The organism is Bacillus sp. ISL-75 (genome assembly GCF_018613095.1).
This window is the reverse complement of record NZ_JAGGQX010000030.1, coordinates 1-23,797: the sequence shown is the minus strand read 5'-3', so window position 1 is coordinate 23,797 and position 23,797 is coordinate 1. Positions and strand designations below refer to the sequence as shown.

22 protein-coding genes and 2 pseudogenes are annotated in these 23,797 nt (G+C 38.6%); 8 read left to right on the top strand and 16 right to left on the bottom strand.

Going from position 1 to position 23,797, the window contains the following annotated elements; translation table 11 throughout:
* Positions 1 to 123 precede the first annotated feature (123 nt).
* From J7E63_RS13830 to dapA, 5 genes are all read right to left on the bottom strand, one after another.
* A complete protein-coding gene (locus J7E63_RS13830) occupies positions 124 to 1,251 on the bottom strand; it encodes a glycerate kinase (protein ID WP_215013185.1) in 1,128 nt (375 codons plus the stop codon).
* A 153-nt stretch (positions 1,252 to 1,404) separates the two neighbouring features.
* A complete protein-coding gene (gudD, locus tag J7E63_RS13825) occupies positions 1,405 to 2,757 on the bottom strand; it encodes a glucarate dehydratase (protein ID WP_215013183.1) in 1,353 nt (450 codons plus the stop codon).
* Between the two features lie 88 nt (positions 2,758 to 2,845).
* On the bottom strand, positions 2,846 to 3,730 hold the full coding sequence (gene garR / locus J7E63_RS13820; protein WP_215013176.1) for a 2-hydroxy-3-oxopropionate reductase: 885 nt from the start codon (positions 3,728 to 3,730) through the stop codon (positions 2,846 to 2,848).
* Positions 3,731 to 3,807: 77 nt separating this feature from the next.
* The gene (locus tag J7E63_RS13815) at positions 3,808 to 5,133 is read right to left on the bottom strand and encodes a gluconate:H+ symporter (protein ID WP_215013174.1); all 1,326 of its coding nucleotides are present in this window, start codon (positions 5,131 to 5,133) and stop codon (positions 3,808 to 3,810) included.
* A gap of 25 nt (positions 5,134 to 5,158) precedes the next feature.
* Positions 5,159 to 6,055 carry a 4-hydroxy-tetrahydrodipicolinate synthase gene (dapA, locus tag J7E63_RS13810; RefSeq protein WP_215013172.1) on the bottom strand — a complete coding sequence of 299 codons (897 nt, stop codon included), beginning with the start codon at positions 6,053 to 6,055 and terminating at the stop codon, positions 5,159 to 5,161.
* Positions 6,056 to 6,267: 212 nt separating this feature from the next.
* Between dapA and J7E63_RS13805 the strand changes: the two genes are divergently transcribed.
* Together J7E63_RS13805 and J7E63_RS13800 are read left to right on the top strand one after the other, a co-directional pair.
* The gene (locus J7E63_RS13805; protein ID WP_215013170.1) at positions 6,268 to 7,317 is read left to right on the top strand and encodes a CdaR family transcriptional regulator; all 1,050 of its coding nucleotides are present in this window, start codon (positions 6,268 to 6,270) and stop codon (positions 7,315 to 7,317) included.
* 271 nt (positions 7,318 to 7,588) lie between these two features.
* On the top strand, positions 7,589 to 8,044 hold the full coding sequence (locus J7E63_RS13800; protein ID WP_215013168.1) for a S1 domain-containing RNA-binding protein: 456 nt from the start codon (positions 7,589 to 7,591) through the stop codon (positions 8,042 to 8,044).
* 141 nt (positions 8,045 to 8,185) lie between these two features.
* Here J7E63_RS13800 and cysI read toward each other — a convergent pair whose 3' ends face one another.
* The 6 genes and pseudogenes from cysI to J7E63_RS13770 form a co-directional block, all read right to left on the bottom strand.
* Positions 8,186 to 9,904, bottom strand: a complete 1,719-nt coding sequence (gene cysI / locus J7E63_RS13795; protein ID WP_215013166.1) for an assimilatory sulfite reductase (NADPH) hemoprotein subunit — start codon at positions 9,902 to 9,904, stop codon at positions 8,186 to 8,188.
* 27 nt (positions 9,905 to 9,931) lie between these two features.
* The gene (locus J7E63_RS13790; protein WP_215013158.1) at positions 9,932 to 11,749 is read right to left on the bottom strand and encodes an assimilatory sulfite reductase (NADPH) flavoprotein subunit; all 1,818 of its coding nucleotides are present in this window, start codon (positions 11,747 to 11,749) and stop codon (positions 9,932 to 9,934) included.
* Between the two features lie 313 nt (positions 11,750 to 12,062).
* Positions 12,063 to 13,208, bottom strand: coding sequence for a cell division protein FtsZ (gene ftsZ / locus J7E63_RS13785; protein ID WP_215013151.1), 1,146 nt, complete (start codon positions 13,206 to 13,208; stop codon positions 12,063 to 12,065).
* 449 nt (positions 13,209 to 13,657) lie between these two features.
* Positions 13,658 to 14,161 (bottom strand): DinB family protein, encoded by a 504-nt coding sequence (locus J7E63_RS13780; protein WP_215013142.1) that lies wholly within the window; start codon positions 14,159 to 14,161, stop codon positions 13,658 to 13,660.
* Positions 14,162 to 14,263: 102 nt separating this feature from the next.
* Positions 14,264 to 14,791, bottom strand: a complete 528-nt coding sequence (hpt, locus tag J7E63_RS13775; RefSeq protein ID WP_215013140.1) for a hypoxanthine phosphoribosyltransferase — start codon at positions 14,789 to 14,791, stop codon at positions 14,264 to 14,266.
* Positions 14,792 to 14,870: 79 nt separating this feature from the next.
* Positions 14,871 to 15,845 (bottom strand): annotated as a pseudogene (locus J7E63_RS13770) (iron-containing alcohol dehydrogenase); the annotation flags it as partial.
* A 32-nt stretch (positions 15,846 to 15,877) separates the two neighbouring features.
* Between J7E63_RS13770 and J7E63_RS13765 the strand changes: the two are divergent.
* From J7E63_RS13765 to J7E63_RS13740, 6 genes and pseudogenes are all read left to right on the top strand, one after another.
* A complete protein-coding gene (locus tag J7E63_RS13765; protein ID WP_215013523.1) occupies positions 15,878 to 16,102 on the top strand; it encodes a GntR family transcriptional regulator in 225 nt (74 codons plus the stop codon).
* Positions 16,103 to 16,120: 18 nt separating this feature from the next.
* Positions 16,121 to 17,018, top strand: a pseudogene (locus J7E63_RS13760) (ABC transporter ATP-binding protein).
* A gap of 168 nt (positions 17,019 to 17,186) precedes the next feature.
* The gene (locus J7E63_RS13755) at positions 17,187 to 17,585 is read left to right on the top strand and encodes a hypothetical protein (RefSeq protein WP_215013131.1); all 399 of its coding nucleotides are present in this window, start codon (positions 17,187 to 17,189) and stop codon (positions 17,583 to 17,585) included.
* Positions 17,586 to 17,646: 61 nt separating this feature from the next.
* Positions 17,647 to 17,925: a hypothetical protein gene (locus J7E63_RS13750; RefSeq protein ID WP_215013129.1), complete on the top strand. Its 279-nt coding sequence runs from the start codon at positions 17,647 to 17,649 to the stop codon at positions 17,923 to 17,925.
* Positions 17,926 to 17,934: 9 nt separating this feature from the next.
* The gene (locus tag J7E63_RS13745) at positions 17,935 to 18,795 is read left to right on the top strand and encodes a DUF6449 domain-containing protein (protein ID WP_215013127.1); all 861 of its coding nucleotides are present in this window, start codon (positions 17,935 to 17,937) and stop codon (positions 18,793 to 18,795) included.
* Positions 18,796 to 18,855: 60 nt separating this feature from the next.
* The gene (locus J7E63_RS13740) at positions 18,856 to 19,365 is read left to right on the top strand and encodes an RNA polymerase sigma factor (RefSeq protein ID WP_215013125.1); all 510 of its coding nucleotides are present in this window, start codon (positions 18,856 to 18,858) and stop codon (positions 19,363 to 19,365) included.
* A 298-nt stretch (positions 19,366 to 19,663) separates the two neighbouring features.
* Here the strand turns inward: J7E63_RS13740 and J7E63_RS29620 are convergent, their stop codons facing one another.
* The 5 genes from J7E63_RS29620 to J7E63_RS13715 form a co-directional block, all read right to left on the bottom strand.
* Positions 19,664 to 20,089 carry a hypothetical protein gene (locus J7E63_RS29620; RefSeq protein WP_251033530.1) on the bottom strand — a complete coding sequence of 142 codons (426 nt, stop codon included), beginning with the start codon at positions 20,087 to 20,089 and terminating at the stop codon, positions 19,664 to 19,666.
* A gap of 107 nt (positions 20,090 to 20,196) precedes the next feature.
* Positions 20,197 to 20,436, bottom strand: coding sequence for a hypothetical protein (locus J7E63_RS13730; RefSeq protein WP_214719010.1), 240 nt, complete (start codon positions 20,434 to 20,436; stop codon positions 20,197 to 20,199).
* Between the two features lie 263 nt (positions 20,437 to 20,699).
* Positions 20,700 to 21,308 (bottom strand): hypothetical protein, encoded by a 609-nt coding sequence (locus J7E63_RS13725; protein ID WP_215013124.1) that lies wholly within the window; start codon positions 21,306 to 21,308, stop codon positions 20,700 to 20,702.
* A 591-nt stretch (positions 21,309 to 21,899) separates the two neighbouring features.
* Positions 21,900 to 22,646, bottom strand: coding sequence for an SDR family oxidoreductase (locus J7E63_RS13720; RefSeq protein ID WP_215013122.1), 747 nt, complete (start codon positions 22,644 to 22,646; stop codon positions 21,900 to 21,902).
* A gap of 18 nt (positions 22,647 to 22,664) precedes the next feature.
* Positions 22,665 to 23,420 (bottom strand): carboxymuconolactone decarboxylase family protein, encoded by a 756-nt coding sequence (locus J7E63_RS13715; protein ID WP_215013120.1) that lies wholly within the window; start codon positions 23,418 to 23,420, stop codon positions 22,665 to 22,667.
* Positions 23,421 to 23,797 lie beyond the last annotated feature (377 nt).

Genomic DNA, 23,797 nt, shown 5'->3' with positions numbered 1-23,797 from the left:
CATTTCGCTCCTTGAATTTTTTGTATTTATTTGTAAGACTAATAATATTATACCTATATTAGGCAACAATTTATATGAAAAATAGCTGTCGAAAACTCGACAGCTACTTTTTTTGGATAAATATTATAATTTTAATACCCGGCAAATATTTTCTGCTGCGAAAGCAAGATTAGCTTCACCTGATTCTAGTGCTTCATTTAAAGATGTAACACCAGTTAAAATTCCAATAATTGCGGTGAATCCATGATCATATAATGGCTCGACATCAGTTCCAATTTTACCTGCAAATGCAATAACTGGAATAGAATATTTCTGTGCGATGGTAGCAACGCCAAACGGTGTCTTCCCAAATAAGGTTTGGCCATCAATACTGCCCTCGCCAGTAAAAACATAGTCTGCACCCTTGACTCTTTCCTCAAGTCCAGTATACTCGATTACAAGTTCGACGCCCTTTTTTAAATGAGCATTTAGAAATGCCATTAACCCTGCACCTAGACCACCAGCGGCTCCTGCACCTTCCGTATGTGCGATATCCTTTCCGAGTTCTTGCTTGATTAAGTCAGCATAAAGAGTTAAATTTCGATCAAGAAGTTGGACTATTTCAGGTGTTGCACCTTTTTGTGGGCCAAAGATTGCGGATGCACCGTTTTCTCCAATTAGTGGATTCGTGACATCACAGGCTACATCAATTTTGACTTGGTTAATTCGGTCATCTAATCCACTCAAATCAATGGAATGTAATTGACCCAACGCACCGCCGCCAAAGACAAGTTCTTCTCCGTTCTTATCCTTAAATGAAACTCCAAGAGCTTGAAGCATTCCAACTCCGCCGTCATTGGTTGCACTTCCGCCAATTCCTATAAGGATACGGGTTACACCTTTGTCTAGGGCAGATTTAATTAACTGACCGGTACCGTATGTTGTTGTGATTAATGGATTGCGTTCCTCTGGTTGGATTAATTCTAATCCACTCGCTGTAGCCATTTCAATAACCGCTGTATGCCCTTCTCCTAAAAGACCAAATTCCGCAAATCTTTTCTCTCCTAAAGGTCCTAGAACTTCAGTTTTGATGATTTCTCCATTAGTCATACTAACAAGAGACTCAACGGTTCCTTCCCCACCGTCCGCCATTGGCACGATTACGCATTCCGCATCAGGGAAAACCTTTTGGATTCCTTTCTCCATAGCAAGGGCAGCATTTTTCGCTGTCATACTTTCCTTAAATGAATCAGGCGCTAACACAAACTTCATAGTAATCTGTCCTTTACATTTAAAGTAGAAAATTAATAAATAATTACTCAACCGTTCTATGACAAAGTATGAGTTTAATGGTTTTTTAGTTATGTCGCAACCTTGTATTAAGATTAAAAAGTTTAGGGTGACCTTTCAGCCACCCTAATTTTTTTATCGGATTAAACAAGGACGTTTATTATCGAATTTCCAGTCTGGAATTAAGAATTGCATTCCGACTGCATCATCGCGAGAGCCTAGTCCCATGTTGTTATACATTTCATGTGCTTTCATGATTTGATCCATATCCACTTCAACGCCTAGACCTGGTTTGTTAGGAACTGTAATGTCACCGTCAACAATTTGGAATGGCTCCTTAGTTAACCGTTCTGTCCCTTCCTGCCAAATCCAGTGAGTATCTATTGCAGTAATCTCGCCAGGAGCTGCAGCGGCAACATGTGTAAACATAGCCAATGAGATATCGAAATGATTGTTTGAGTGGGAGCCCCATGTTAGTCCCCATTCATTACACATTTGCGCTACACGTACTGAACCCTGCATTGTCCAGAAATGTGGATCGGCAAGTGGAATATCTACTGATTGTAAGGAAATGGTATGGCCCATTTGACGCCAATCGGTTGAAATCATATTCGTTGCTGTTGGAAGACCCGTTTGTCTTCTAAACTCAGCCATTATTTCACGTCCAGAATAACCATTTTCAGCACCGCAAGGATCTTCAGCATAAGCAAGAATTCCATGCATATCTTTACATAGCTCAACTGCTTCTTTTAATGACCATGCTCCATTTGGATCAAGAGTGATTCTTGCATCAGGAAAACGTTCTTTTAATGCTTTGATGGCTTTCATTTCTTCCTTGCCCTCTAATACGCCGCCTTTTAGCTTAAAGTCTTTGAAGCCATAAAGCGCTTGAGATTCTTCTGCAAGACGAACAATTGCTTCCGGTGTTAACGCTTCTTCATGACGAATTCGATACCAATCTACATCAGAATCTTGATTACTATAATAAGGTAAATCAGTCTTATTCCGGTCACCAATGTAGAACAGATAACCTAGTGTTTTTACTTTATCACGCTGCTGACCTTCACCTAACAGAGCTGCAACTGGTACATTTAAATGCTTTCCTAAAAGATCTAGTAAAGCAGCTTCGATAGCAGTTACTGCATGAATCGTTATTCTTAAATCAAAGGTTTGTAATCCACGTCCGCTAGCATCACGACCTGCAAACGTTTTTCTTACATTATTTAAGATATTATTATAGTTTCCAATCGATGATCCTAATACAAGTGGTTTGGAATCTTCTAAAGTTTTGCGTATCCCCTCACCGCCAGGTACTTCTCCAACACCAACATTTCCATTGCTGTCCTTTAGAATGACAATATTACGTGTAAAATAAGCACCATGAGCACCACTTAAGTTTAAAAGCATACTATCTCGACCTGCAACAGAGTATACGGACATTTCTGTGACAACTGGAGTAACATTAACTTGGGTCTGAACTTTATTCATAAGGAAGTCTCCAATCTAATTTTTTAGTAGATTTTATTGGTAAGGGAAGTGGTATATATTGAAACACTTCCCTTACCCTAAATAAGAACTAGCGACTTACTTCTATGTTTGCTAACTTTTCATAGAACTTCACAAGACTGCTGTGATCCTCGAACTCATGTCCATCGACTTTAAGTGCATACATCATTTCTAGGACAGATGATGTTAATGGAAGTGGTACCCCAAACTCATGTGAAGTTTCAAGCGCATTTGTAAGGTCTTTAATATGAAGGTTAATTCTAAAACCAGGATCAAAATTACGATCTAGCATCATTGGACCCTTTGCTTCAAGAACAGTACTTCCAGCTAATCCGCCGCGGATTGCTTCAAATACTGCTGCTGGTTCCACACCTGCTTTTTGAGATAAAACAAACGCTTCGGAAACGGCTGCGATGTTTAGAGCAACAATAACTTGGTTGGCAAGCTTTGTGATATTTCCAGCACCAATCTCACCCACTAGCACAACGGAACCAGCCATTGCATCTAAAACTTCTTTACATTTTTCAAACACTTCTACTTTTCCGCCAACCATGACAGACATCGTACCATCAATAGCTTTTGGTTCTCCTCCGCTAACTGGTGCATCTAGCATATCAACGCCCTTTTCAGCTAATCTCTGATACACTTCACGGGAAACACCTGGTGAAATAGAACTCATGTCAATATATACTAATCCTTCGTGTGCACCTTCTATTAATCCGTTTTCTCCCAAGGCTACTGCTTTTACATTCGGAGAGTTTGGCAGCATTGTAATGACAATATCAGATTTTTCAGCGATTTCTTTAGGAGTAGAACCGAGTTCAGCCCCTAATAATTCTAATTCATGAACAGCCTCTTTATTAAAATCACTTACAATTAATTGATATCCTGCTTTGATTAAATTTTTACTCATCGGTTTACCCATAATTCCGAGTCCAATAAATCCAATTTTCATTTTTTATTCCTCCTGAAGTATGATCTAAGAGGAAGTAAAAATGTCTTTTTTACTTCCAGCTTAGTCTTTAATATTTTTTAGCCAACAAACATATTTAGGATTAATACCCCTGCTAAACCAAGGATTGCGAGTGCTGTTGTATAAGTGGTTCTTGTTTTAATCGCTTCACCAACTGATAAGTTGAGATATTCTTTATACATCCAGAACCCAGGGTCAGTAACGTGTGAGAATGCGACACTACCACATGTAACGGCAAGAGTCATTAATTCCATACTAACACCAGAAGATTGTGCGATTGGCAGAACCACACCAGCTGCAGTCATTACAGCTACAGTTGCTGAACCAAGGGCAATACGTAACAATGCTGCAATTAACCAAGCAAGGATGATAGGCGAAATATCCCATCCGCCAGTTAAATCTTTGATATAATCAGCAATGCCGCTATCAACTAGTACTTGTTTAAACGCACCGCCTGCACCGATTACAAGAATGATCATTGCCATCGGTTTTACACTATTTGCACATGATTGCATGACATCTTTTAATGAACGGCCTACTCTAGTGCCAAGAAGATAGAATGAAAGTAAAAGTGAAATCATTAAGGCGATTGTAGCAGAACCAAAGAATTCCATGATATGCCTAAAGCTATTTCCTTCTGGTAGTGCTACTTCACATACTGCAGATATTCCCATTAAGACAACAGGGATAAGGGCAGAAGTAATACTTGCCATGAAGCTTGGCATTTCTTCATCTTTAAAAATTTTCGAACTTCCAAGTCCTTCTGGAATGCTTGGATTCATCTTTTTAATGAATGGCAATCTTGGCCAAGTTAATGCGATAAAAACACCAACAGGAATGGCAATGATGAGTCCGTATAATAATGTTAAGCCCATGCTTGATCCGAAAACCCCTACTACTGCAGCTGGTCCTGGATGCGGCGGTAGAAAACTATGTGTTGTGGATAATCCAACTGCTGTTGGAATTGCTACCCAAAGTAAATTTAATTTTGTTTGACGAGCAACGGTGAAAACTAGAGGAATCAATAATACAAATGCGACTTCAAAGAACATTGTAATTCCAAGAATATAAGCAGCAATCAACATGGCGATTTGTACTCGTTTAACACCCATCTTATCAATTAAAGTGTTGGCAATTCGTTGAGCAGCTCCGGCATCTGCCATTACTGTTCCTAACATGGCTCCAAAACCTAGAATTAACAGCAGGTCATCGAGTTGTCCACCAATTCCTCCATAAATGGATTCCATCAACTTTTCTATTGGCATACCTTGGAGAAAACCTACAAATAAAGCAGCAATGATTAAGGCAATAAATCCATTCATTTTAAGTGGAATCATCAAAATAAGTATGAGGGCAACTGCTAATGCAACATATACTAATGGCATAGTGGTTACTTCCTTCCGCTAGGAATTAATGTGTTTGATATAATTCTAGATCTTTCAGTACATTTGCTAATAATCGCTTACTTTCAGGACTCATCTCTCCTGCTGGTGCTAATGCATAACCTACATCAATGCCGACCATTTTCAATCCTTCTTTTAAGACAACTGGGAAGGTCGCTTTATCGACACAGAGTCGTAATGGTGAGAGCTTTAATTGCAATTCTAGTGATTTTTGATGATCACCTGACACAAAAGTATTGTAAATCTCTGAAACTAATTTTGGAGCGATGTTCCCTGTACTTGCAATGGCACCAGTTCCCCCGTGACAGAGCCCTGAGTAAATGAGGGTGTCACGACCTGCTAGAACAGAAAATGTCTTACGATCAGTAACTCGAAGATACTCAGCCATTTTGGTCATGTCCCCGCTGCTATCTTTAATTCCGATAATGTTGTCCACCTTGCTTAATTCCTCGCAAGTCTTGACATCGATTTTCACTTGGGTTCGTGCTTCATTTCCATACAGGATAATTGGTAGATCTGTCGATTTTGCAATCGCTTTAAAATGGTCCATTAATTCACCTTGGTTTGGCGTCAAAAAATAAGGAGTAAGGACAGATAATGCTGACACGCCCCCGATTTCCTGAACCATCTGTGCTGTTTGGATACAGTCTCGAGTGGTAATTTCACTTGCACCACAATAAATAGGGACTCTACCTGCTGTGTGTTCAACTGTCACTTCAACAACACGGCGTTTTTGCTCATTCGTTAATCCATAAATTTCACCGCTGCTTCCTAAAATAAACAGCCCATGGACACCACCTGAAATGGTGTAGTCAATTAATTTTCTGAGTGCATCCTCCATTAATTTCCCACTTTTGTCCAACGGTGTTACTAACGCAGGAATGACTCCTTTTGGTTTAAACATTTTTGTTCCTCCTAGTTCTTCCGATTTGGCATTGGAACTCCATCTAAACGTTTCTTCTTGTTTATTTCTAGTAACCGTTTACATTTATATTGTATAATTGTCTTACAAATAAATCATCATTCAAATTAATAATAAATCTACTATTTATTTGTGCAAATAGACAAGTCTTATTTTATTGTTTTACAAGGCTTTATAATTACGGGGGTAACACTATGAAAATTAATAAGGTATTAGCTCAAGAGATTGCTAACAAAGTAATGAAGGTCCTCCCCTATAATGTAAATATTATGGATGAAATTGGATTAATTATTGGCAGCGGCGATCAGGACCGAATCGGCACCTATCATCAAGGGGCAATAGCAGCCATCGAGAAAGGCACCATTGTTTCCATTTACAATTCAGATGCTGGAGCAAAGCCAGGAGTGAACATCCCCATCCATTTTAGAAATAAAATTATCGGTGTGATTGGTATTAGCGGCGATCCAAATATTGTTGAGCCTTTTGCTGAATTAGTTCGAGTAACAGCTGAACTATTAATCAACCAAGAGTTTTTATATAAAGAACGTAGAATTAAGGAACAAATGAAGGAAGAATTTTTGTACCACTGGATTTTTCGTAACGAAGAATATGATGAAGCATTTATAAATAGCGGTGAAGCGGTTGGGATAAATCTGGAGCTTATAAGAAAAGCGGTAATCGTTAAAGGCAATAACCTTAAAGAACCGTTTTTACTTGATCAAGAATACACCTTTCGTCTGAGCCAAAATACGATACTGTATATTGTTCCTGAAGACAGTGATATTTTAAAAAGATTTGAAGCTATTGTCTCGAAAAGTGAAACAAAAATCGGAATCAGTACAAGTCACATTCACATAGGCAAGTCGGTCAACGAAGCAAAACGAGCCCTTGATATTGCTGAAAAACTCAGGCTAACCGAATGGCACTGTTATTACAACAATTTAAAATTTATCGACTACTTAACAAGTAAAAATATCGAGTTTGAAGAAATTAGTGGATTTTATCGAGACCTTGAAACAAGTCCTAAGGGTATGGAGCTGATTGAGACCTTAATTAGTTTTATTGAAAATAGTGGTGATATGAATGCCATTTCAAAGGAACTGCATATTCATCGGAACAGCTTAGCCTATCGATTACAAAAAATCGAAATCCTAACGAACAAAAACCCAAAAAAATTTACGGATTTATTTGAACTTTTCACTGGATACGTCCTTTATAAAATGAAGTATTGCCAAAAGGGTTAAAACCCATAACTAGTTGCGAAAAGAAATAGAAAAACAGACTTCACACCGATTTGGTCCTGACAAAGTCACTTCACTCCTTTATTGTAGAATGATATTATTTAACTAAAAATGGAAATAGTTATAATCTTTTCCATATAACACATCAATAAACTTTAGAAATTAAGGGTTATATAAAAAAAGATGTTAGGCACTTGATGAAAGAATTGATATTATACCCATCTATTTGTTATAATGAGGTGGTTGTAACATTATTGAGGAGGAACATTTTTTTATGTCAATCGAGGTAGGTACTAAGGTACAAGGTAAAGTAACAGGCATCACTAGTTTTGGGGCATTCGTAGAATTGCCTGGTGGCACAACAGGGTTAGTCCATATCAGTGAGGTAGCGGACAGCTATGTTAAAGACGTAAATGACCATCTTAAAGTTGGCGACCTAATTGAAGTAAAAGTAATTAGTGAGAAGGACGGAAAGACTGCCTTGTCCATCAAAAAAGCTATAGATAAGCCCGAAGGACAAACCTCGTCTTATTCCCAACGTCCACCACGTCAGGGAAGAGTAGATAGCCGTCCGAAAGATTTCCGTTCAAAAGGCGGCAGCACTTTTAAACCTAAAGAAAATTTTGAAGACAAAATGGCTAAATTTTTAAAGGCTAGTGAAGAGAACTTATCCACCTTAAAACGCAGCACTGAAACAAAACGGGGCGGCAGAGGCGGAAGACGCGGATAATTGTATCGTTTTTAATACATCATTATATAGCGAAAGGCAAACATGTATTTAGACATGTTTGCCTTTTTTATTTGCACATAAAAAGTCTATTTGAGTTAGACGACAAAAAAGACAGGGATTTTCATTCCCTGTCTCTTTTGATTAATTGTGAAAATTGGTACCGTCAGTTGTAGCTTCGATCACACCGGCTCGAATCACAAAATCACCAAAGTGTTCTCCATCTTCCCGTTCTTTTGCATAGCGAGGGAGCAACACTTGCAGTTCGTTTAAAATATCTTCTTCTCCAATGTTTTCACGATACATTTTGCTTAGACGGCTGCCGTCATGAGCGGCACCAAGATACATATTGTATTTGCCTGGTGCTTTCCCGATAAAGCCAATTTCCCCAAGGGCATGACGAGCACAGCCATTCGGACAACCGGTCATACGGATGGTAATCTCCTTGTCGCTCAGACCATTTTCTTCGACAATGGTTTCGATTTTACTGATTAAAGATGGTAAATACCGCTCTGCTTCCGCCATAGCCAAACCGCAGGTTGGAAGTGCAACGCATACCATTGAACTTCGGCGCAGCGCTGAAACATGCTTGCCATCTGTTAAACCATATTGTTCAATCAAATCATCGATTTTTTTCTTTTTCTGTGTTGATACATTGGCTATAATTACGTTTTGATTTCCTGTTAGGTGGAAATCACCGGTATGAATTTTAGCGATTTCACGCAAGCCGGTCTTCAACTTGTAATCATCAAAGTCTGCGATACGACCGCCTTCAATAAACAGTGTTAAATGCCATGTACCTTTTATGCCCTTTACCCAGCCATAACGGTCACCATTATGATCAAAATGGTAAGGCTTTGCTTCATCTAATGTCCAACCAAGACGATGTTCCAATTCAGCCTTAACGGTTTCTAGGCCAAGTCTGTCAACAGTGTACTTGAAACGAGCATTTTTGCGGACAGACCGGTTACCGTAGTCCCGTTGAATTGTAATCGTTTTTTCAGCTATTTCATACAATTGATCGGGTTTACAAAAGCCAATGACTTTAGCAAGCTGTGGATAGGTTGCTTTGTCACCGTGCGACATCCCCATTCCGCCGCCAATCGCTACGTTAAAACCGATAAGTTTATCATCTTCCACAATCGCAATAAAGCCAAGATCCTGTGAAAAGATGTCAATATCATTTCCAGGAGGCACGGCAATTCCGATTTTGAACTTCCGTGGTAAGTAAAGTGGACCGTACATTGGTTCGACTTCGTCGATTTCCGGTGTCCCAGCTACTTTTTCTTCATCCAGCCAAATTTCATGATACGCTCTTGTACGTGGTAATAAATCATTGCTTAATTTTTTTGACCATTCATATACTTCGGCATGGAGTTCCGATTGGTATGGATTTGATGAACACATGACGTTTCGGTTCACGTCGCCGCAAGCCGCAATCGTATCCATCAGTGCGTTATGGATTCCCTGAATGGTGCTCTTCATATTCCATTTTAAAATCCCATGCATTTGGAATGTTTCACGAGTAGTCAGTTTTAATGTGCCATTTCCATATTTATCTGCAAGCTCATCCATAACAAGCCATTGATCCGGTGAGGCAACCCCGCCCGGCAAGCGAACACGCAGCATGAATTGGTATGCAGGTTCTAATTTCTGTTTTTGACGTTCATTGCGGAGGTCCCGGTCATCCTGCAAGTAACTACCGTGATGTTTCATCAGACGGTTATCATCATCCGGTATACCTGCGCTAATCCGATCGAGCATTACTTCTTTAAGAGTTCCGCGCAAATAATTACTTCTTTCTTTTATACCTTCTACATCACTTGGCGGGCCATCCGGCGCTTTTAAACTTTGATTTACCATGTTGTTAAAACTCCTTTCCATCCCAAATCAGTATACATCACGCTGATAACGTTTTTGCTGCTGCATCTCGGCTAAATATTCTTCGGCTAATTCACGGCTCAAACCGCCTTCTTTTTCAATAATCTCAAGTAAAGTGTTATGAACATCATGTGCCATGTGTTTTTCGTCACCGCAGATATAGAGGTGAGCACCTTCTTGAAGCCACTCAAATACCTCTTGACTATGTTCTAACATGCGGTGCTGCACATATACTTTTTGATCCGTGTCTCGTGAAAATGCAACATCCATTTTCGTCAGCACGCCATTTTCCAGCCACTTTTGCCATTCTGTTTGATAAAGAAAATCCGTCACGAAATGCTGGTCTCCAAAGAACATCCATGATTTACCTGTTGCTCCGATTTCTTCACGTTCTTGCATAAAAGAACGAAACGGTGCTGCACCTGTCCCCGGACCAACCATGATGATCGGGGCATCTGCGTTCTTTGGCAGCTTAAAGTTTTCGTTATGTTGAATATACACTGGCACTGTTTCGCCTGGCTGCAAACGTTCCGCAGCTAAAATGGAACAAACGCCTTTTCGTTCACGTCCATGTGCCTCATAGCGGACCGCACCGATCGTCAAATGGACTTCATCAGGATTTGCAGATAAACTGCTTGCGATCGAATAAAGACGGGACGGCATCTTTCGAAGGATCGAGACAAACTCTTGCGCTGAGCCAATCCATGGTGTAAAATCACGTACCAAATCAAGCAAATCACGTCCATCAAGGTACGTTTTTAATTGATCTTCATTTCCCGCTGACAGAAGTTCCTGTATTTTCTCATTGGCAGAAAGTGATGCTGCCTTCTCAAGAAGCGGTTTGGTTAATGTTGTTATTTCAAAGTGTGAAAGGAGCGCGTCGTTAAGTGAAAGCACCTCACCCTTTTTATTGACTGTCACCTTCTGTTCCGGATCCCAGTTCATTTCGTCTAGCAGTAATTTAACAAGGGCGGGATCATTTTCCGGATAAATACCAAGACTATCCCCTGGTTCAAAGGTAAGTCCAGAACCTTCGAGTGATAACTCGAGGTGACGTGTTTCTTTATTCGAGCCGCGGCCGTTCAAATTTATATTTTCAAGTACTTCTGCTTTAAACGGATTGGTTCTTGAATACGTTGATTCAACTAGTTGTGATGCTAATTCTTGTTCAGGAATTGGACTGACGCCCACGGCTTCATTTAGGCTGATAAGGACACCTGCCAGCCATTCAGCTGCTGGCTCATCATAATCAAGGTCACAGTCAAAGCGTGGATATAGCCTTGTTCCGCCTAATTCTCCCAACCGTGCATCGAAGTCTTTACCCGTTTGACAGAAAAACTCATATGAGCTGTCTCCTAGTGCCAAAACGGAGAAGCGAAGATTATCAAGCTTTGGAGCCCGCTTTCCGTTTAGAAACTCATGAAATGACAGCGCGTTATCAGGCGGAGTGCCTTCACCATGGGTACTTGTAACAATCAGCAGGTTTTGGATCTTTTTTAAATTATTAGGTTTAAAATCGCTCATCGACTGAATAGTTACTTGAAAGCCCTCTCCCTCAAGCTTTTTGCCTGCCTTCTTAGCAAGGCCCTGAGCATTACCCGTTTGTGATCCAAAAAGGATGGTCACATCTTTGGAAATCGTTGGGGTGTTCCCTGCAGAAAGTTCTGCCACCTGAATACTTCCTGAACCTGGAACCGAAGCAAATTGGGCTGCTGCCAAAAACCCGCTAAGCCAGACTTTTTGTGATTCTGTCAAGGTAGGCAGAATGCGGTTGAGGAGCTCTGCCTGCTCCTGATTAAAAGGACTGTTCAATACTTGAAGTTGCACCAAAATCCACCTCACAAAGAATTATTAACTTACAGTGATCATTTATTTATCATGACTAGTTTCAACAATCTTACAATACATACTTTTCAGTCAAAAAATGATTAATATAATAATAGTTTTACTATTCCTATAAGTCAAGTCGGTTTTAACGATTTAAACGATTAAAATCAGATTATTTCTTATTTTTATTAAAATATTTTATTGAATATTGCCATATTTATAACAATGGCGCAAGGTAGGAGTCCACCGGGACATCTTCCAATATAGGCTGTTGTCCTGTGCACACTACTCATTGCGCCGGATGCAGGAAATACTATCGATTCCTTTTGTTTCGGTTACGCAAAAACGTCGGAATGTCGAGCGAATCCTCTGATTCCTGCCCATATTGATCGTTAACATGAATTGGTTCTTCATGTCTTACTTGCTCACGTCGGGTTGGGGCATTTATTTGAGATTTTGGTTGACCTTCCATTTGTGAATGGCTGGATGGTTTGGTTCGTGCCTGTTTATCAACAAAACCAGTAGCAATGACCGTGATCATAATTTCATTTTTAAAATTTTCATTAATAATTGAACCAAAAATCATATTTAGTTCCTTATCTGCTGCTGAAGCCACAAGGTCGGCTGCCTCTTGCACCTCATAAAGACTTAAATCTTTACCACCTGTAATGTTCATGAGTATCCCTTGAGCTCCGTCAATCGATGTTTCTAATAATGGACTAGAAATAGCTTTTTTTGCTGCTTCAACCGCGCGTCCATCCCCTTTTGCAACCCCTATGCCCATTAAGGCTGTCCCTTGATTACTCATGATTGTCTTAACATCTGCAAAATCCAGATTAATTAAACCTGGGACAGCAATTAAATCCGAAATACCTTGAACCCCCTGGCGAAGGACATTATCCGCCTCCCGGAACGCTTCAATCATCGGTGTTCTTTTGTCAACAATTTGCAATAATCGATCGTTAGGAACAATAATTAAGGTGTCAACCGCTTCCCTCATTAATTCAATACCGTTTGCTGCATTTTGCGCACGTTTACGTCCCTCAAATCCAAACGGACGAGTAACGACACCGATAGTCAATGCACCAAGTTCGCGTGAAATTTCAGCAATCGCTGGAGCAGCACCGGTTCCCGTACCACCACCCATTCCAGCTGTAACGAACACCATGTCTGCTCCTTTTAATACATCTTCCAACTGCCTTCTGCTTTCTTCAACTGCTTTCCTGCCTACTTCTGGATTAGCACCTGCCCCTAATCCTCTTGTCAATTGTGCACCAATTTGCATTTTTATCTCAGCTTTTGATAGGTTAAGAGCTTGTGCATCAGTATTTACTGCAATAAATTCGACCCCTTGCACTCCACCTTCAATCATACGATTGACAGCATTATTCCCGCCGCCGCCAACACCAATTACTTTAATTCTTGCAACTTGATCTATATTCATGTCAAAATCCCACATATTCTTCCTCCTCATCATTCGTTTAATTAATTGCCTCACTATTCAAAAAAATACTCGTAGACTTATGATCTAATTGAAGATTTTATTGATCTAGTAGTAGAGATTGTTGAATGATTAACTTTACAACTAATCTATTTGAGTATGTATAATTTTTGCTTAATGATATTTTACCAAAATAATGGAGGATTTAATATAGAAAGGTGACGCTCTATTTAGATTATTTTGTAGAAAAATGTAGAGAAATTTAACATAAATGCAAAATTAATAAAACGTGCAGATAAAGTAGTTCTTTTGATATACAACCAACGATATATAAAAAGAAACCCGGTAATAGGATAGCGATATCAAATATATATCAGTTTGCTAGCACTATGATACATCGCACTAGCACGTTAGGCATAAAAATAGCACACCTTTATTAGGTGTGCTCGAGAGTCTAGTATGTACATTTATAGTGCTGGAGCTTCCATCCCCATTTTACTCCATTCGTTTCTTGATGGGCCATACACTCCAGGGACATTTAATCCAGCTTGGCGCATTAAGACTGTCATTTGTCCGCGGTGATGAATGATGTGTTTGATTAAAAGAGAAAGTGTTACTGCTTTTTGCATATCCATTCCGAAGACATTTTTCATTTCTTTTAAGGATGCATCTGTCCACTGCTTCTTGACAGCGTCTATAGTGTCTTCACTAACCTTGCGAAAGGTGTCCGCTATTTCTTTTGCCGAGGACGGAACCGTACTTGAGTTTTCAACATTTTCAACCGTAACTCCGAACTCGTTAAGCATTTCAGGTGTACTCGTTACGACATGCCATGCGATTCTCCCTAACGTACGATCATCTGGGGACACCGCTTGTTGAAGTGAACCATCTGTCAGAGCATCCAAAACCTTTTGCGTAGAAGCCGCTTCTTGATTCCAATCCTCAATAAATTCCGATATTGAAGTATACATTATTCATTCCTCCATCATTCAACAGTTTTACAGTAAAAAGTATATCATTGATTAATTAGATAGCAAATTTTCCCACACCAAAAAAGTTTTAGCACCGAATCCCTAACACTCCTCAACAGTGAAGATATGAGGTAAATTTCTATACTTTTGGGCATAGTCAATCCCATAGCCGACAATGAACTCATCTGGGATGACAAAGCCGACATAATCCACAGGTAAATCGACTTTTCTTCTTTCGGGCTTGTCTAACAATGTACAAATTTTAATTTGCTTTGGCTTGTGTGATTTTAAATGGTCTCGTAAGAATTGTAATGTCAGGCCGCTGTCGATAATATCTTCAACCACTAGGACATTCTGATTGGTAATATTCGCATCAAGATCCTTCAATAACCTTACTTTCCCTGTTGACTCGGTTTCATCTCCATAGCTGGAAACCGAGATGAAATCAATTTTTATTTCCCCCTTCATCTCACGAATCAAATCTGCAGCAAAAACAAACGACCCCTTCAGGACAAAGATGAGGATAATTGCTTCATTATTAAAATCACTTTCAATTTGCTCAGCTAATTCCTTCACTCTGTCCTTAATTACTGTTTCGGAAATCATCACATCTTTAATTCTGTACCCCACAAAATACACCCTCTTCGGAAAAATTAAAATGCCAATACGAAAAACCAATTAGTTTGATTTTTCGTATTGGCAATGATTATTATACCCCTTTATAGGCTTGGCGGTAAATTTCAGCCAATTCTGTTACTAATGGAAGCTTAGGGTTTGCAGTGGTACATTGGTCTTCGAATGCCCGGTCTGCTAAATAGTCAACCTTGCTTTCGAACTCGATTTTATTTATATTATTTGCTTCAAGGCTCATTGGAACTTCAAGTTCTTTCGCCAATTTAATAATGGCTTGAACGAGGCTCTCTACACCTTCCTCAGTAGTACTAGCAGGTAAACCTAGTATTCTAGCAATTTCAGCATATCGTTTGTCAGCTTTAAAATGATCATACTTTGGAAAGGCTGTGAATTTCTTCGGTTTAGTCGCATTATAGCGAATTACATGCGGCATAAGCACAGCATTTGCCCGTCCGTGTGCGATATGGAATTCCGCTCCCAGCTTATGTGCAAGACTATGATTAATGCCTAAAAATGCATTTGCAAAGGCCATGCCGGCAATGGTTGAAGCATTATGGACCTTTTCGCGCGCTTCTTCATCCTGACCGTTTTTGTAGGCTCTAGGCAGGTATTCAAATACAAGCTGGATTGCTTTTATTGCAAGGCCATCCGTGAAATCATTGGCCATACAGGATACAAATGCTTCAATCGCATGTGTCAACACGTCCAATCCCGTATCAGCAGTAATATATTTAGGTACCGTCATCACAAACTGCGGATCGATAATTGCTACGTCAGGAGTTAATTCATAATCAGCAAGCGAATATTTAATATTGGCCTCTTTATCTGTAATAACCGAGAATGACGTAACCTCCGAGCCTGTTCCAGAGGTGGTAGGAATGGCCACAAATTGTGCCCTTTGGCCGAGATTCGGATATTTAACAATTCGTTTTCGAATATCTAAGAACTTTTGTTTCAAGCCAAAGAATTCTGTATCTGGATGTTCATAGAACAGCCACATTCCTTTGGCCGCATCCATTGCAGAGCCACCGCCAAGCGCAATGATAACATCTATCGGTTCGTTCACTCGCACAGCAGCTCACAATCAATCCAAATACCATTCAAAAAGCATACAGAGAACTCGAGACTCGAAACTTTATTTACTCCATAAAAGGCAAAGGAAGCTTCGTAAATCCAAACAATCAGAAGCAAAACAACGAGAAGATGGAGGCAATTAAGAAAGACATTGAAAAGCTGCTACTTGAGGCTCTGTACCTTGGTGTTTCTATTGAAGAGCTATTAGAATTAATCCAAAAATTAGACGCTTAAAAAGGAGAGGCAAAAGCAATGATTCAAATGAAGAATGTTAGTAAGAGATTTGATCATTTTAAAGCGGTAGAAAATATTAACCTATCCATTCAAAAAGGATCCATTTATGGTTAATAGGATTTAATGGTGCAGGAAAAACAACACTCATTAAGCTTCTGGCAGGGATTTACCGGCAAGAGGAGGGTGAAATTACCATTGAAGGCCAGCCAGTATATGAAAATGTCAGACTGAAGCAGAAAATCTTTTACATACCGGATCAGCCTTATTTTTTGTTTCATTATACAACCATGCAGGTGGCTCGTTTTTATAAAAGTGTTTATCCCAGCTGGAGCAAGGAACGCTTTGAAAAGCTTGCACAACTATTTGAAATTAATTTGAATAAAAAAATTCAATCTTTTTCAAAAGGCTGGCAGCGAGTAGCAGCTTTCCTACTTGCCCTTTCGGCAAAGCCTGAGATTTTGATTCTTGACGAACCGTTGGATGGCCTCGACCCTGTTGTCAGAAAAAAAGTAAAGAATCTACTGATCCAGGATGTCGCTGACAGGGAAATGACAATCCTGATCTCATCTCACAATCTCCGTGAAATTGAAGATCTTTGTGACCATATCGGGATCATCCATAAGGGAACGGTTATCATGGAAAAAGAGTTGGATGAACTGAAATCAGACATCCATAAAGTGCAGGTCGCTTATAAAGAGGGAGTTCCGGAGAATATTCTAAAAAAACTTAGCCCTCTTCATACAGAGAAACGAGGGAGTGTTTTCCTTTGCATTATAAGAGGCGAAGAGGATGCCATTGCGAAACAAATCCGGAACACGAACCCGGTTATTTTTGATTTACTTCCTCTTACTCTGGAAGAAATCTTTATTTATGAAATGGGGATATCGGTTATGCCATCAAAAATATCATTGTTTAACAAAGAAATCATCTTTCAGGTTGGACGAAGCACAGGATGGATCTCCATCGTATATTTTCTTGGACTGTTATTTGCACTGCCCCTCACCATACTGATGTTGTATACAGATGAAGAAACACAATACCCGAAGATTAATAGCCTTTTTCATTTTGGATTTACCATAGTTTATTGATCATTATCCCTATTTTGCTGGCAGTGTTTATATTTCGATTTCTTCAGGTAAAGCAGTCGGCAGACCTAATACATAGTTTGCCTTTAAAAAGAGAGAAGATATTCCATCATTATGCGATAACCGGAATCGTGTTTCTAATCGTACCAGTCGTAATCATCTCCATTCTTCTCTTGGTTATTCATGCTACCCTAGATCTTAACGTCATTTTTGGAGCAAACGATGTTTTCTACTGGGCAGGAATCACCATCCTTGTGAATCTACTTCTGTATACTGTCGGAATTTTTATAGCCATGATGACAGGAATATCAGCCGTACAGCCGGCCTTGATGGCAGACCTTTTCATTGGCACTATGTGGTACTTTACATTATTTTATCGATCATCCTTTATATGCTAGCGCTATTATTCTATAAAAAAAGAAAACTAGAAGCCGCTTCTGAGGGATCGCTTTTTCAAAATTGCGTTCGATTTTCAAATATGGAACGACCTTTTGTACAATGTTAACCGGTGGAGTATATTTTAGCGAGGTTCCGTACAGCAACTTTGGCTGGACAATTTTTGGATATGCGGTTGGTGCGGGTATTGGATACTTCGTCGCTGAAATGGTACTGAGAAAAACATGGCGTGTTTTCAGAGAGAGTAAAGGCCTTGCTATTTATGCAGCAATTATTGTCATCATGGTTACGGTTGTTCAATCTCTTGGAATATATGAAAATACGATTCCCAAACAAGATTAACTCAAGAGTGTGCTGCTTTCTGACAATGCGAATTTTTATTCAAACCAAGATGGAATGTTCTTTAATACTCCCACCAAACCATTGACTGAAAAAGACAACATTGAGGCGGTTCGGAAGCTGCATATGCAGATCCTTGCTAATAAAAAAATAAATCCAAAAGAAAAAGTTTATCCTTATGAAAACGCCTTTTTTGAATATGAAATGAAAGACGGGGATAAAGTCATCCGCCAATATAGAATAAATAAACTTCTATATGAAGATTTTTATAAACCAATCTATGAATCTAAAAAATACAAGCAAAGTTCCAATGCAATTTTTAGAGTGAAGGAAAGCAAAGTTGAGACCTTCCAAATTAGACCTAATGCTCCTGTTAATAAAGTAGCAACCATTTCCAATCCGGAAGATGTGAAAGAAGCGCTTTCGATCTTGAAGGCAGATGTACTGGCAGAAACCTATGAGGACAACATTTATTTCCAAGCTAGAGGTTCAAACATTGAAATCCAAATGGGAAAAAACCACATGGTGAACATGGAATTCAAACCATCTTATAAGAAATTCAATATATGGTTGAAAAAAAAGAAATGGTTGGAACAAGCAAAAGTGACTTCCGGAGATATTGACCATGTGCTTGTAGCCGAAAATAATTTGCACAATTCGGGTGGTCAAGAAAAAATGGTGGAAGAAATTGAAAAGCTACCAGGTAGTTTACAAGTAACGGATAAAGAACAAATTCAGAACTCTTTGGATAACGCAAGTGGTAGACCCGGAAACTATTTTGCTGTGTTTTATTACAAACAGGGCAACTACAATGAGGTTCTTTACTTTGATGATCAACACGTGCCAGACTTTATAAAGGCACAAATCAAATAATAGAGATCAAAACCGCGTCAAACTGTAGGAAAATATTTTATTTAAAAAAGGGGGGTCGACTTGGCTCATATTGAGTTTGACCAATTATTCTCGATGTACTTCAAGCGTTTATTTTATATTGCTTATTCGGTCACAAGGGATCGGTTCTTTGCCGAAGACGTAGTTCAAGAATCTTTCATAAAAGCCTATAAAAACATCAAAACTGTGGAAGACTCAGAAAAAATCGGCGCCTGGTTATGTGCAATTGTAACTAGAACCGCAATAGACTTCCTTCGAAAAGAAAAAAGAATGAACTGGATACCAACAGAGCAATCATTAACAGACCATGTTTATGGACAGACTTCCATCCGATTGAATACAGAAGAAGAGGTTGAATTTCGACTATTTAAAAAAGACCTCATCCGAATCATGCATCATTTATCAGACGACTATAAAGCCGTTCTCATTTTAAAAATTGAATACGGGCTTAAGGAGAATGATATAGCTAGCTTGCTAGAGCTTAAACCAACGACTGTAAAGACCCGGTTGTATCGAGCTAGGAATTTTTTGAATTTTTTTGTAAAGATATAGGTATTTCATGGAATAAAAGATTGAACATTTACCCCTAAAAGATGTGATAGACAAAACGAGGAGTCTTTTATTCTTTTGATCTTTCAATCTTTTAATATTCAGTTCTCGGCCTCGTTCGGTATGGCGGCGTAAGCCGTAAATGGAACAGGAATCTACGGGATGTAGACGATAGCCGTACAGACCGTGGTTATCGGTCCATTTAGTGCCGAAGCGACACGTATGGAGTGACAGAAAGGCGCTCTTTTATCAATACCTAATATTATTCGAGATAAGCTCCCTTTAGTAATAAGACTATAGTTTAATTTGCTGAATATAATCCCTCAGAGTCGTTAATTTCCTCTTTAATCAATTTCTCAATTTTTCTTGCTAAATCATCAAATTGATTCAACTCAGTTAATAAATAAAAATTGGACCGAAATCGGTTTGGTGGTTCCATATTATTATCTAGATTAACTTCAACTCCAACAATTCCTCGTTTTTCTTGAAGGAAGAACCTCATTGACAAATAATGTGTTGCTTTTTCGTGCCCTGATTTCCATAAAAACTCACTTTTCCCAAGTCGTTCTACAAAACTCAATAAACCTAATCGCAGTTCGTTAAGAGAAATATTATCGGTATAAGTATCTAGGTTAATATTAAATTCACTTCCATAGAAACCTAGATGTGCTTCAAAAAAATCCACGTCCGTCCATATTTTTTCAAATCTAAAACCAGGGTAAGTCATAAACATCACACCTTGTTATTTAATTCAAGCAGATTATGGAATAACACATAGATTTCCGGTTAGTTTTTGAGATATAAGCTAAAAGACAGTAAGGACTGTATGATTCCTTACTGTCTGCTCAATCGTTCAATCTCTGTTTCTACTTTGTAGACTCTTTTGTTTAATACTTCAGTTTTATCATCGATATGATCAACAATTTTATCTGTGTATAATCCTAAACTATCGACAAGATTCTTTTGTAATTTTTCTTGCCCAACTTCCAGTCTGTTCTGTCCTTGTTTCAATTCATTTATGTCTACGCGCATTTCTTTTAGTTCATTCAAAATTTGTTTTAAGATTTCTTCCACAAATTTCTCCCCCGTCCAATTATTCTTGAACTTATTATATCATCCATTAATTATCTATAAAGTAAAATTGTAAAAAATATTCAATTCAACAATATGGCACTAAATTGCAAAATGAGCGCCAATCCTCAAGAATGGTGCCCTTTTCTGGAACAACTTTATTGACTTTAACATTTAATTTTTGATTTTGTTTTCCATAGTGGCCCCTGAAATCCAGATTCGTTTCCGTACCCCTTAAACGGCTCCATGCTTTTTGTATGAAAATATTATAAATTGTTTATAGCATCTTTAATTTCTTCAATGAGCTCTACTTTTGTTTGGTCGCTTGGATAATCCCTATAAATTTTATCATGTCCTACTAAATGAGTTAACCAGCCTTCTACTAAGCTCAAATAAGTATCATCTATATGATTAAGACTACTTTGCAAGCCTACATACCCATTACCGGCTAAAAACGTTTCAAATCTTACAGCATATGGTCCACCCTTTGCTTGATTAAACGGGATCAAATGGAGATACCCATCAAAATCAATAACTAAGGAATTATTGTAATTATCATTTCCTGCAATTAATACCCTTTTTAAATCCTCTTCAGTAATGTAAGGAGTTTTAGGCTTTCCGGTTCTGTGGGGACGTACACTAACAGTAGGATCAGTTAAATCATAACTTATTGGATTTACCTCCACCTTTTTCCCTTCAACTTCAATAAAATCATGAGTATGCATCCAACGCTTTGCTTCGTAGTAATCATTAAAAGTTAGATCATCCTCCTGGATTTCTTTTTCGTGTTTCCCAGTAAACTTTTTAAAAACCCAATCTTTTTTTAATCTGTGTGTTGTACAAAGCAAATCAGCCACATCAATTGTATATTTCATTTCCTTCCTCTCCTTTCACTTAATCACTTCAACAAAAGGAGAAATTTTCCTTCAAATTTTATATTAAGTATTTGTATAACTATATACATAATGTCAACTATGTTGAAATAATGTGTTGTTGATCGTATGATTTAGTTGTACTATTCAACATAGTTTAAAAGAAAATTACTAAAATAAAATTCTACATAGTTTATAGGAAGTGGCAACAAAATTCATTACGATCATCCTTTCTAATTATAGATAACACGATTATAAAATAGAGCAGCATGATTTAGAGATGGTAAATATGATTCAAAACTGAACTGTTCTATAAGTACCTGTCTTCGTACTCTCTTCTAAGCTTTAACATAGATATCCAATTTTCTTAAAGGAATTATGCCATTAAATGGCCCAATACATAAAGAACGAGCACAATTCTTGCTACAGAATTGCGTCCGTTTGCGGAAGATCCTTACATAAAAATTCATTACAGAAACACATTTACTAATTGTGCTAAAGCACCCGTTACTTTAAGTACAATGTTTCACAAACTTATCTATTATTCAATTTGTTTAATGAATCTTGCTGGGTTCCCACCTTTATTTTTTATAATTAACCAACTTGAACAGTTGGACGAATAATCATCTCGTTAACGTCTACATCGGAAGGTTGCTCAATAGCAAATGCGATGGCACGAGCAACGCTATCCGCATCAATTGCAATTTTGTAAAATTCATCTAATCCTGCTTTCATCGTTGGGTCAGTTGTAGTTTCTAAAAGTTCACTGGTAACTGCCCCAGGAGAAATATTTGTCACACGGATATTTGTCTTGTTCATTGCTTCTTCTTGACGCAAGCCTTCAGAAATGGCTCTTACTGCAAATTTGGTACCACAATATACCGTTCCGCCTGGGTAGATGTTATGTCCAGCTACAGAAGAAAGATTGATAACATGACCTGATTTGCGCTCTCTCATAGATGGAACAATAGCAGCAATAGCATATAGAACACCTTTGATGTTGACATCAATCATCTTATCCCACTCATCAACTTTATTCTCAGCAAGAAAAGCCTGTGGCATGATTCCGGCGTTGTTGACTAGTACATCAATTTTTCCAAACTCTTTAAGAGCATATTGGGCTAGTTCTTCCATTTGCTGACGAGAAGTTACATCGGTCACTTTATAAATAGCTTGTCCGTCGTTATTTTGAATTTCAGCTTGCAATTTCTTTAAACGGTCATCACGACGAGCAGCTAGGACCAATTTTGCACCTTTAGATGCAAGTTCTCTTGCAGTGGCTTCTCCAATACCGCTAGAAGCACCCGTAATAACGACAACTTTATCTTGAATATTAGACATAATAAATAACACCCTTTCTTAGTTTTCAGGAATAATTTCGTTAATACAATTTAATGCGTTTAGTGTTCTCGGAAAGCCCATATAGGGAAGGCAGTGGGTGATGGCGGTGATTAAGGTTTCCTTGTCATTGCCAACATTTTTGTTCCCCTGCACATGTGCTTTTACTTGACCTTCTGCACCACCCAACGCACTAACGATACAGAGTGTCAACAACTCCCGTGTTTTCAAATCAAGCCCGCCACGGGTGTAGAAATCTCCAAAGCAAAAAGAAGAAAGATAATCCTGAATATGCTTTTGATTTGCTGGGGCACCTTCCCGCATCTTTGCAATGATATCTCCAAATATCTCTACTTGAGTTGCAAGACCTTTATCAAAACGATTGTCTTCTTCAACTTGTTTTTGGCTTTCAAGTGGTAATGTAATATTGTTGGATTTGAAAACCTCATTGACTTCATTTATGGCGTTTAGCGTTTTCGGAAATCCAATGTATGGAGCACATTGGTAAACCGCCTCCTTGATTTCAACCGGAGTCAGCCCAACATTCAGCGCAGCTTGAACATGAGCCTTTAATTGAGGTAATGTTTGATTGGTCGCAAGCACAACCAGAGTGATAAGCTCACGATGTTTGTCATCCAGATTACCTTGATAAAAAACTTCCCCAAAAATAAATCGGCTCAGGATGTCTTGAAAATCAGAGTCGGTAGCGTATGCGGCAGGTACTCCATTCCCAAATAGTTGTTTGTATTTTTCCTTGCTCTTTTCAACACGGTTCATATATAGACCTCCTTTTAGGATTTACTTTTCTATTTTGCCTAAAGTATCAAGTTAAAGTTACGAGTATTCGAGAGAAAATTAAATCGTACTGAGGGAGCTTAGTAAAGGTTCCGAAAAGTATCGTTCTTGGAACTGATAAAATAGTAGCTCATTCAGTATTACTACCCCATCATTATTGGGTAGTTTAATTTAATATTCCTTTTTATCCTTGCCTACTCTACTATTATCGTCCAAAAGAGCGACTGAAAGATTGTCCAGATTGCACAATTTGACGTGCATTTTTTAGACGGAGAGACTCATATTCCAAAAGAGCCTCAGCAGCTTACTTTTAAAGTTTACGCTCACTTGTGATATGATTCTCGGTACTTCCTTGTAAT

Bases quoted from the DNA above. Each gene is read 5' to 3' on its own strand.
- J7E63_RS13800 (WP_215013168.1), top strand. From the start codon at position 7,589: ATGTCAATCGAGGTAGGTACTAAGGTACAAGGTAAAGTAACAGGCATC.
- J7E63_RS13715 (WP_215013120.1), bottom strand. From the start codon at position 23,420: ATGAACCGTGTTGAAAAGAGCAAGGAAAAATACAAACAACTATTTGGG.
- J7E63_RS29620 (WP_251033530.1), bottom strand. From the start codon at position 20,089: ATGACTTACCCTGGTTTTAGATTTGAAAAAATATGGACGGACGTGGAT.
- gudD (WP_215013183.1), bottom strand. From the start codon at position 2,757: ATGAATAAAGTTCAGACCCAAGTTAATGTTACTCCAGTTGTCACAGAA.
- J7E63_RS13720 (WP_215013122.1), bottom strand. From the start codon at position 22,646: ATGTCTAATATTCAAGATAAAGTTGTCGTTATTACGGGTGCTTCTAGC.
- J7E63_RS13830 (WP_215013185.1), bottom strand. From the start codon at position 1,251: ATGAAGTTTGTGTTAGCGCCTGATTCATTTAAGGAAAGTATGACAGCG.
- cysI (WP_215013166.1), bottom strand. From the start codon at position 9,904: ATGGTAAATCAAAGTTTAAAAGCGCCGGATGGCCCGCCAAGTGATGTA.
- J7E63_RS13815 (WP_215013174.1), bottom strand. From the start codon at position 5,133: ATGCCATTAGTATATGTTGCATTAGCAGTTGCCCTCATACTTATTTTG.
- dapA (WP_215013172.1), bottom strand. From the start codon at position 6,055: ATGTTTAAACCAAAAGGAGTCATTCCTGCGTTAGTAACACCGTTGGAC.
- ftsZ (WP_215013151.1), bottom strand. From the start codon at position 13,208: ATGTGGGATTTTGACATGAATATAGATCAAGTTGCAAGAATTAAAGTA.
- J7E63_RS13725 (WP_215013124.1), bottom strand. From the start codon at position 21,308: ATGAAATATACAATTGATGTGGCTGATTTGCTTTGTACAACACACAGA.
- J7E63_RS13805 (WP_215013170.1), top strand. From the start codon at position 6,268: ATGAAAATTAATAAGGTATTAGCTCAAGAGATTGCTAACAAAGTAATG.
- garR (WP_215013176.1), bottom strand. From the start codon at position 3,730: ATGAAAATTGGATTTATTGGACTCGGAATTATGGGTAAACCGATGAGT.
- J7E63_RS13780 (WP_215013142.1), bottom strand. From the start codon at position 14,161: ATGTATACTTCAATATCGGAATTTATTGAGGATTGGAATCAAGAAGCG.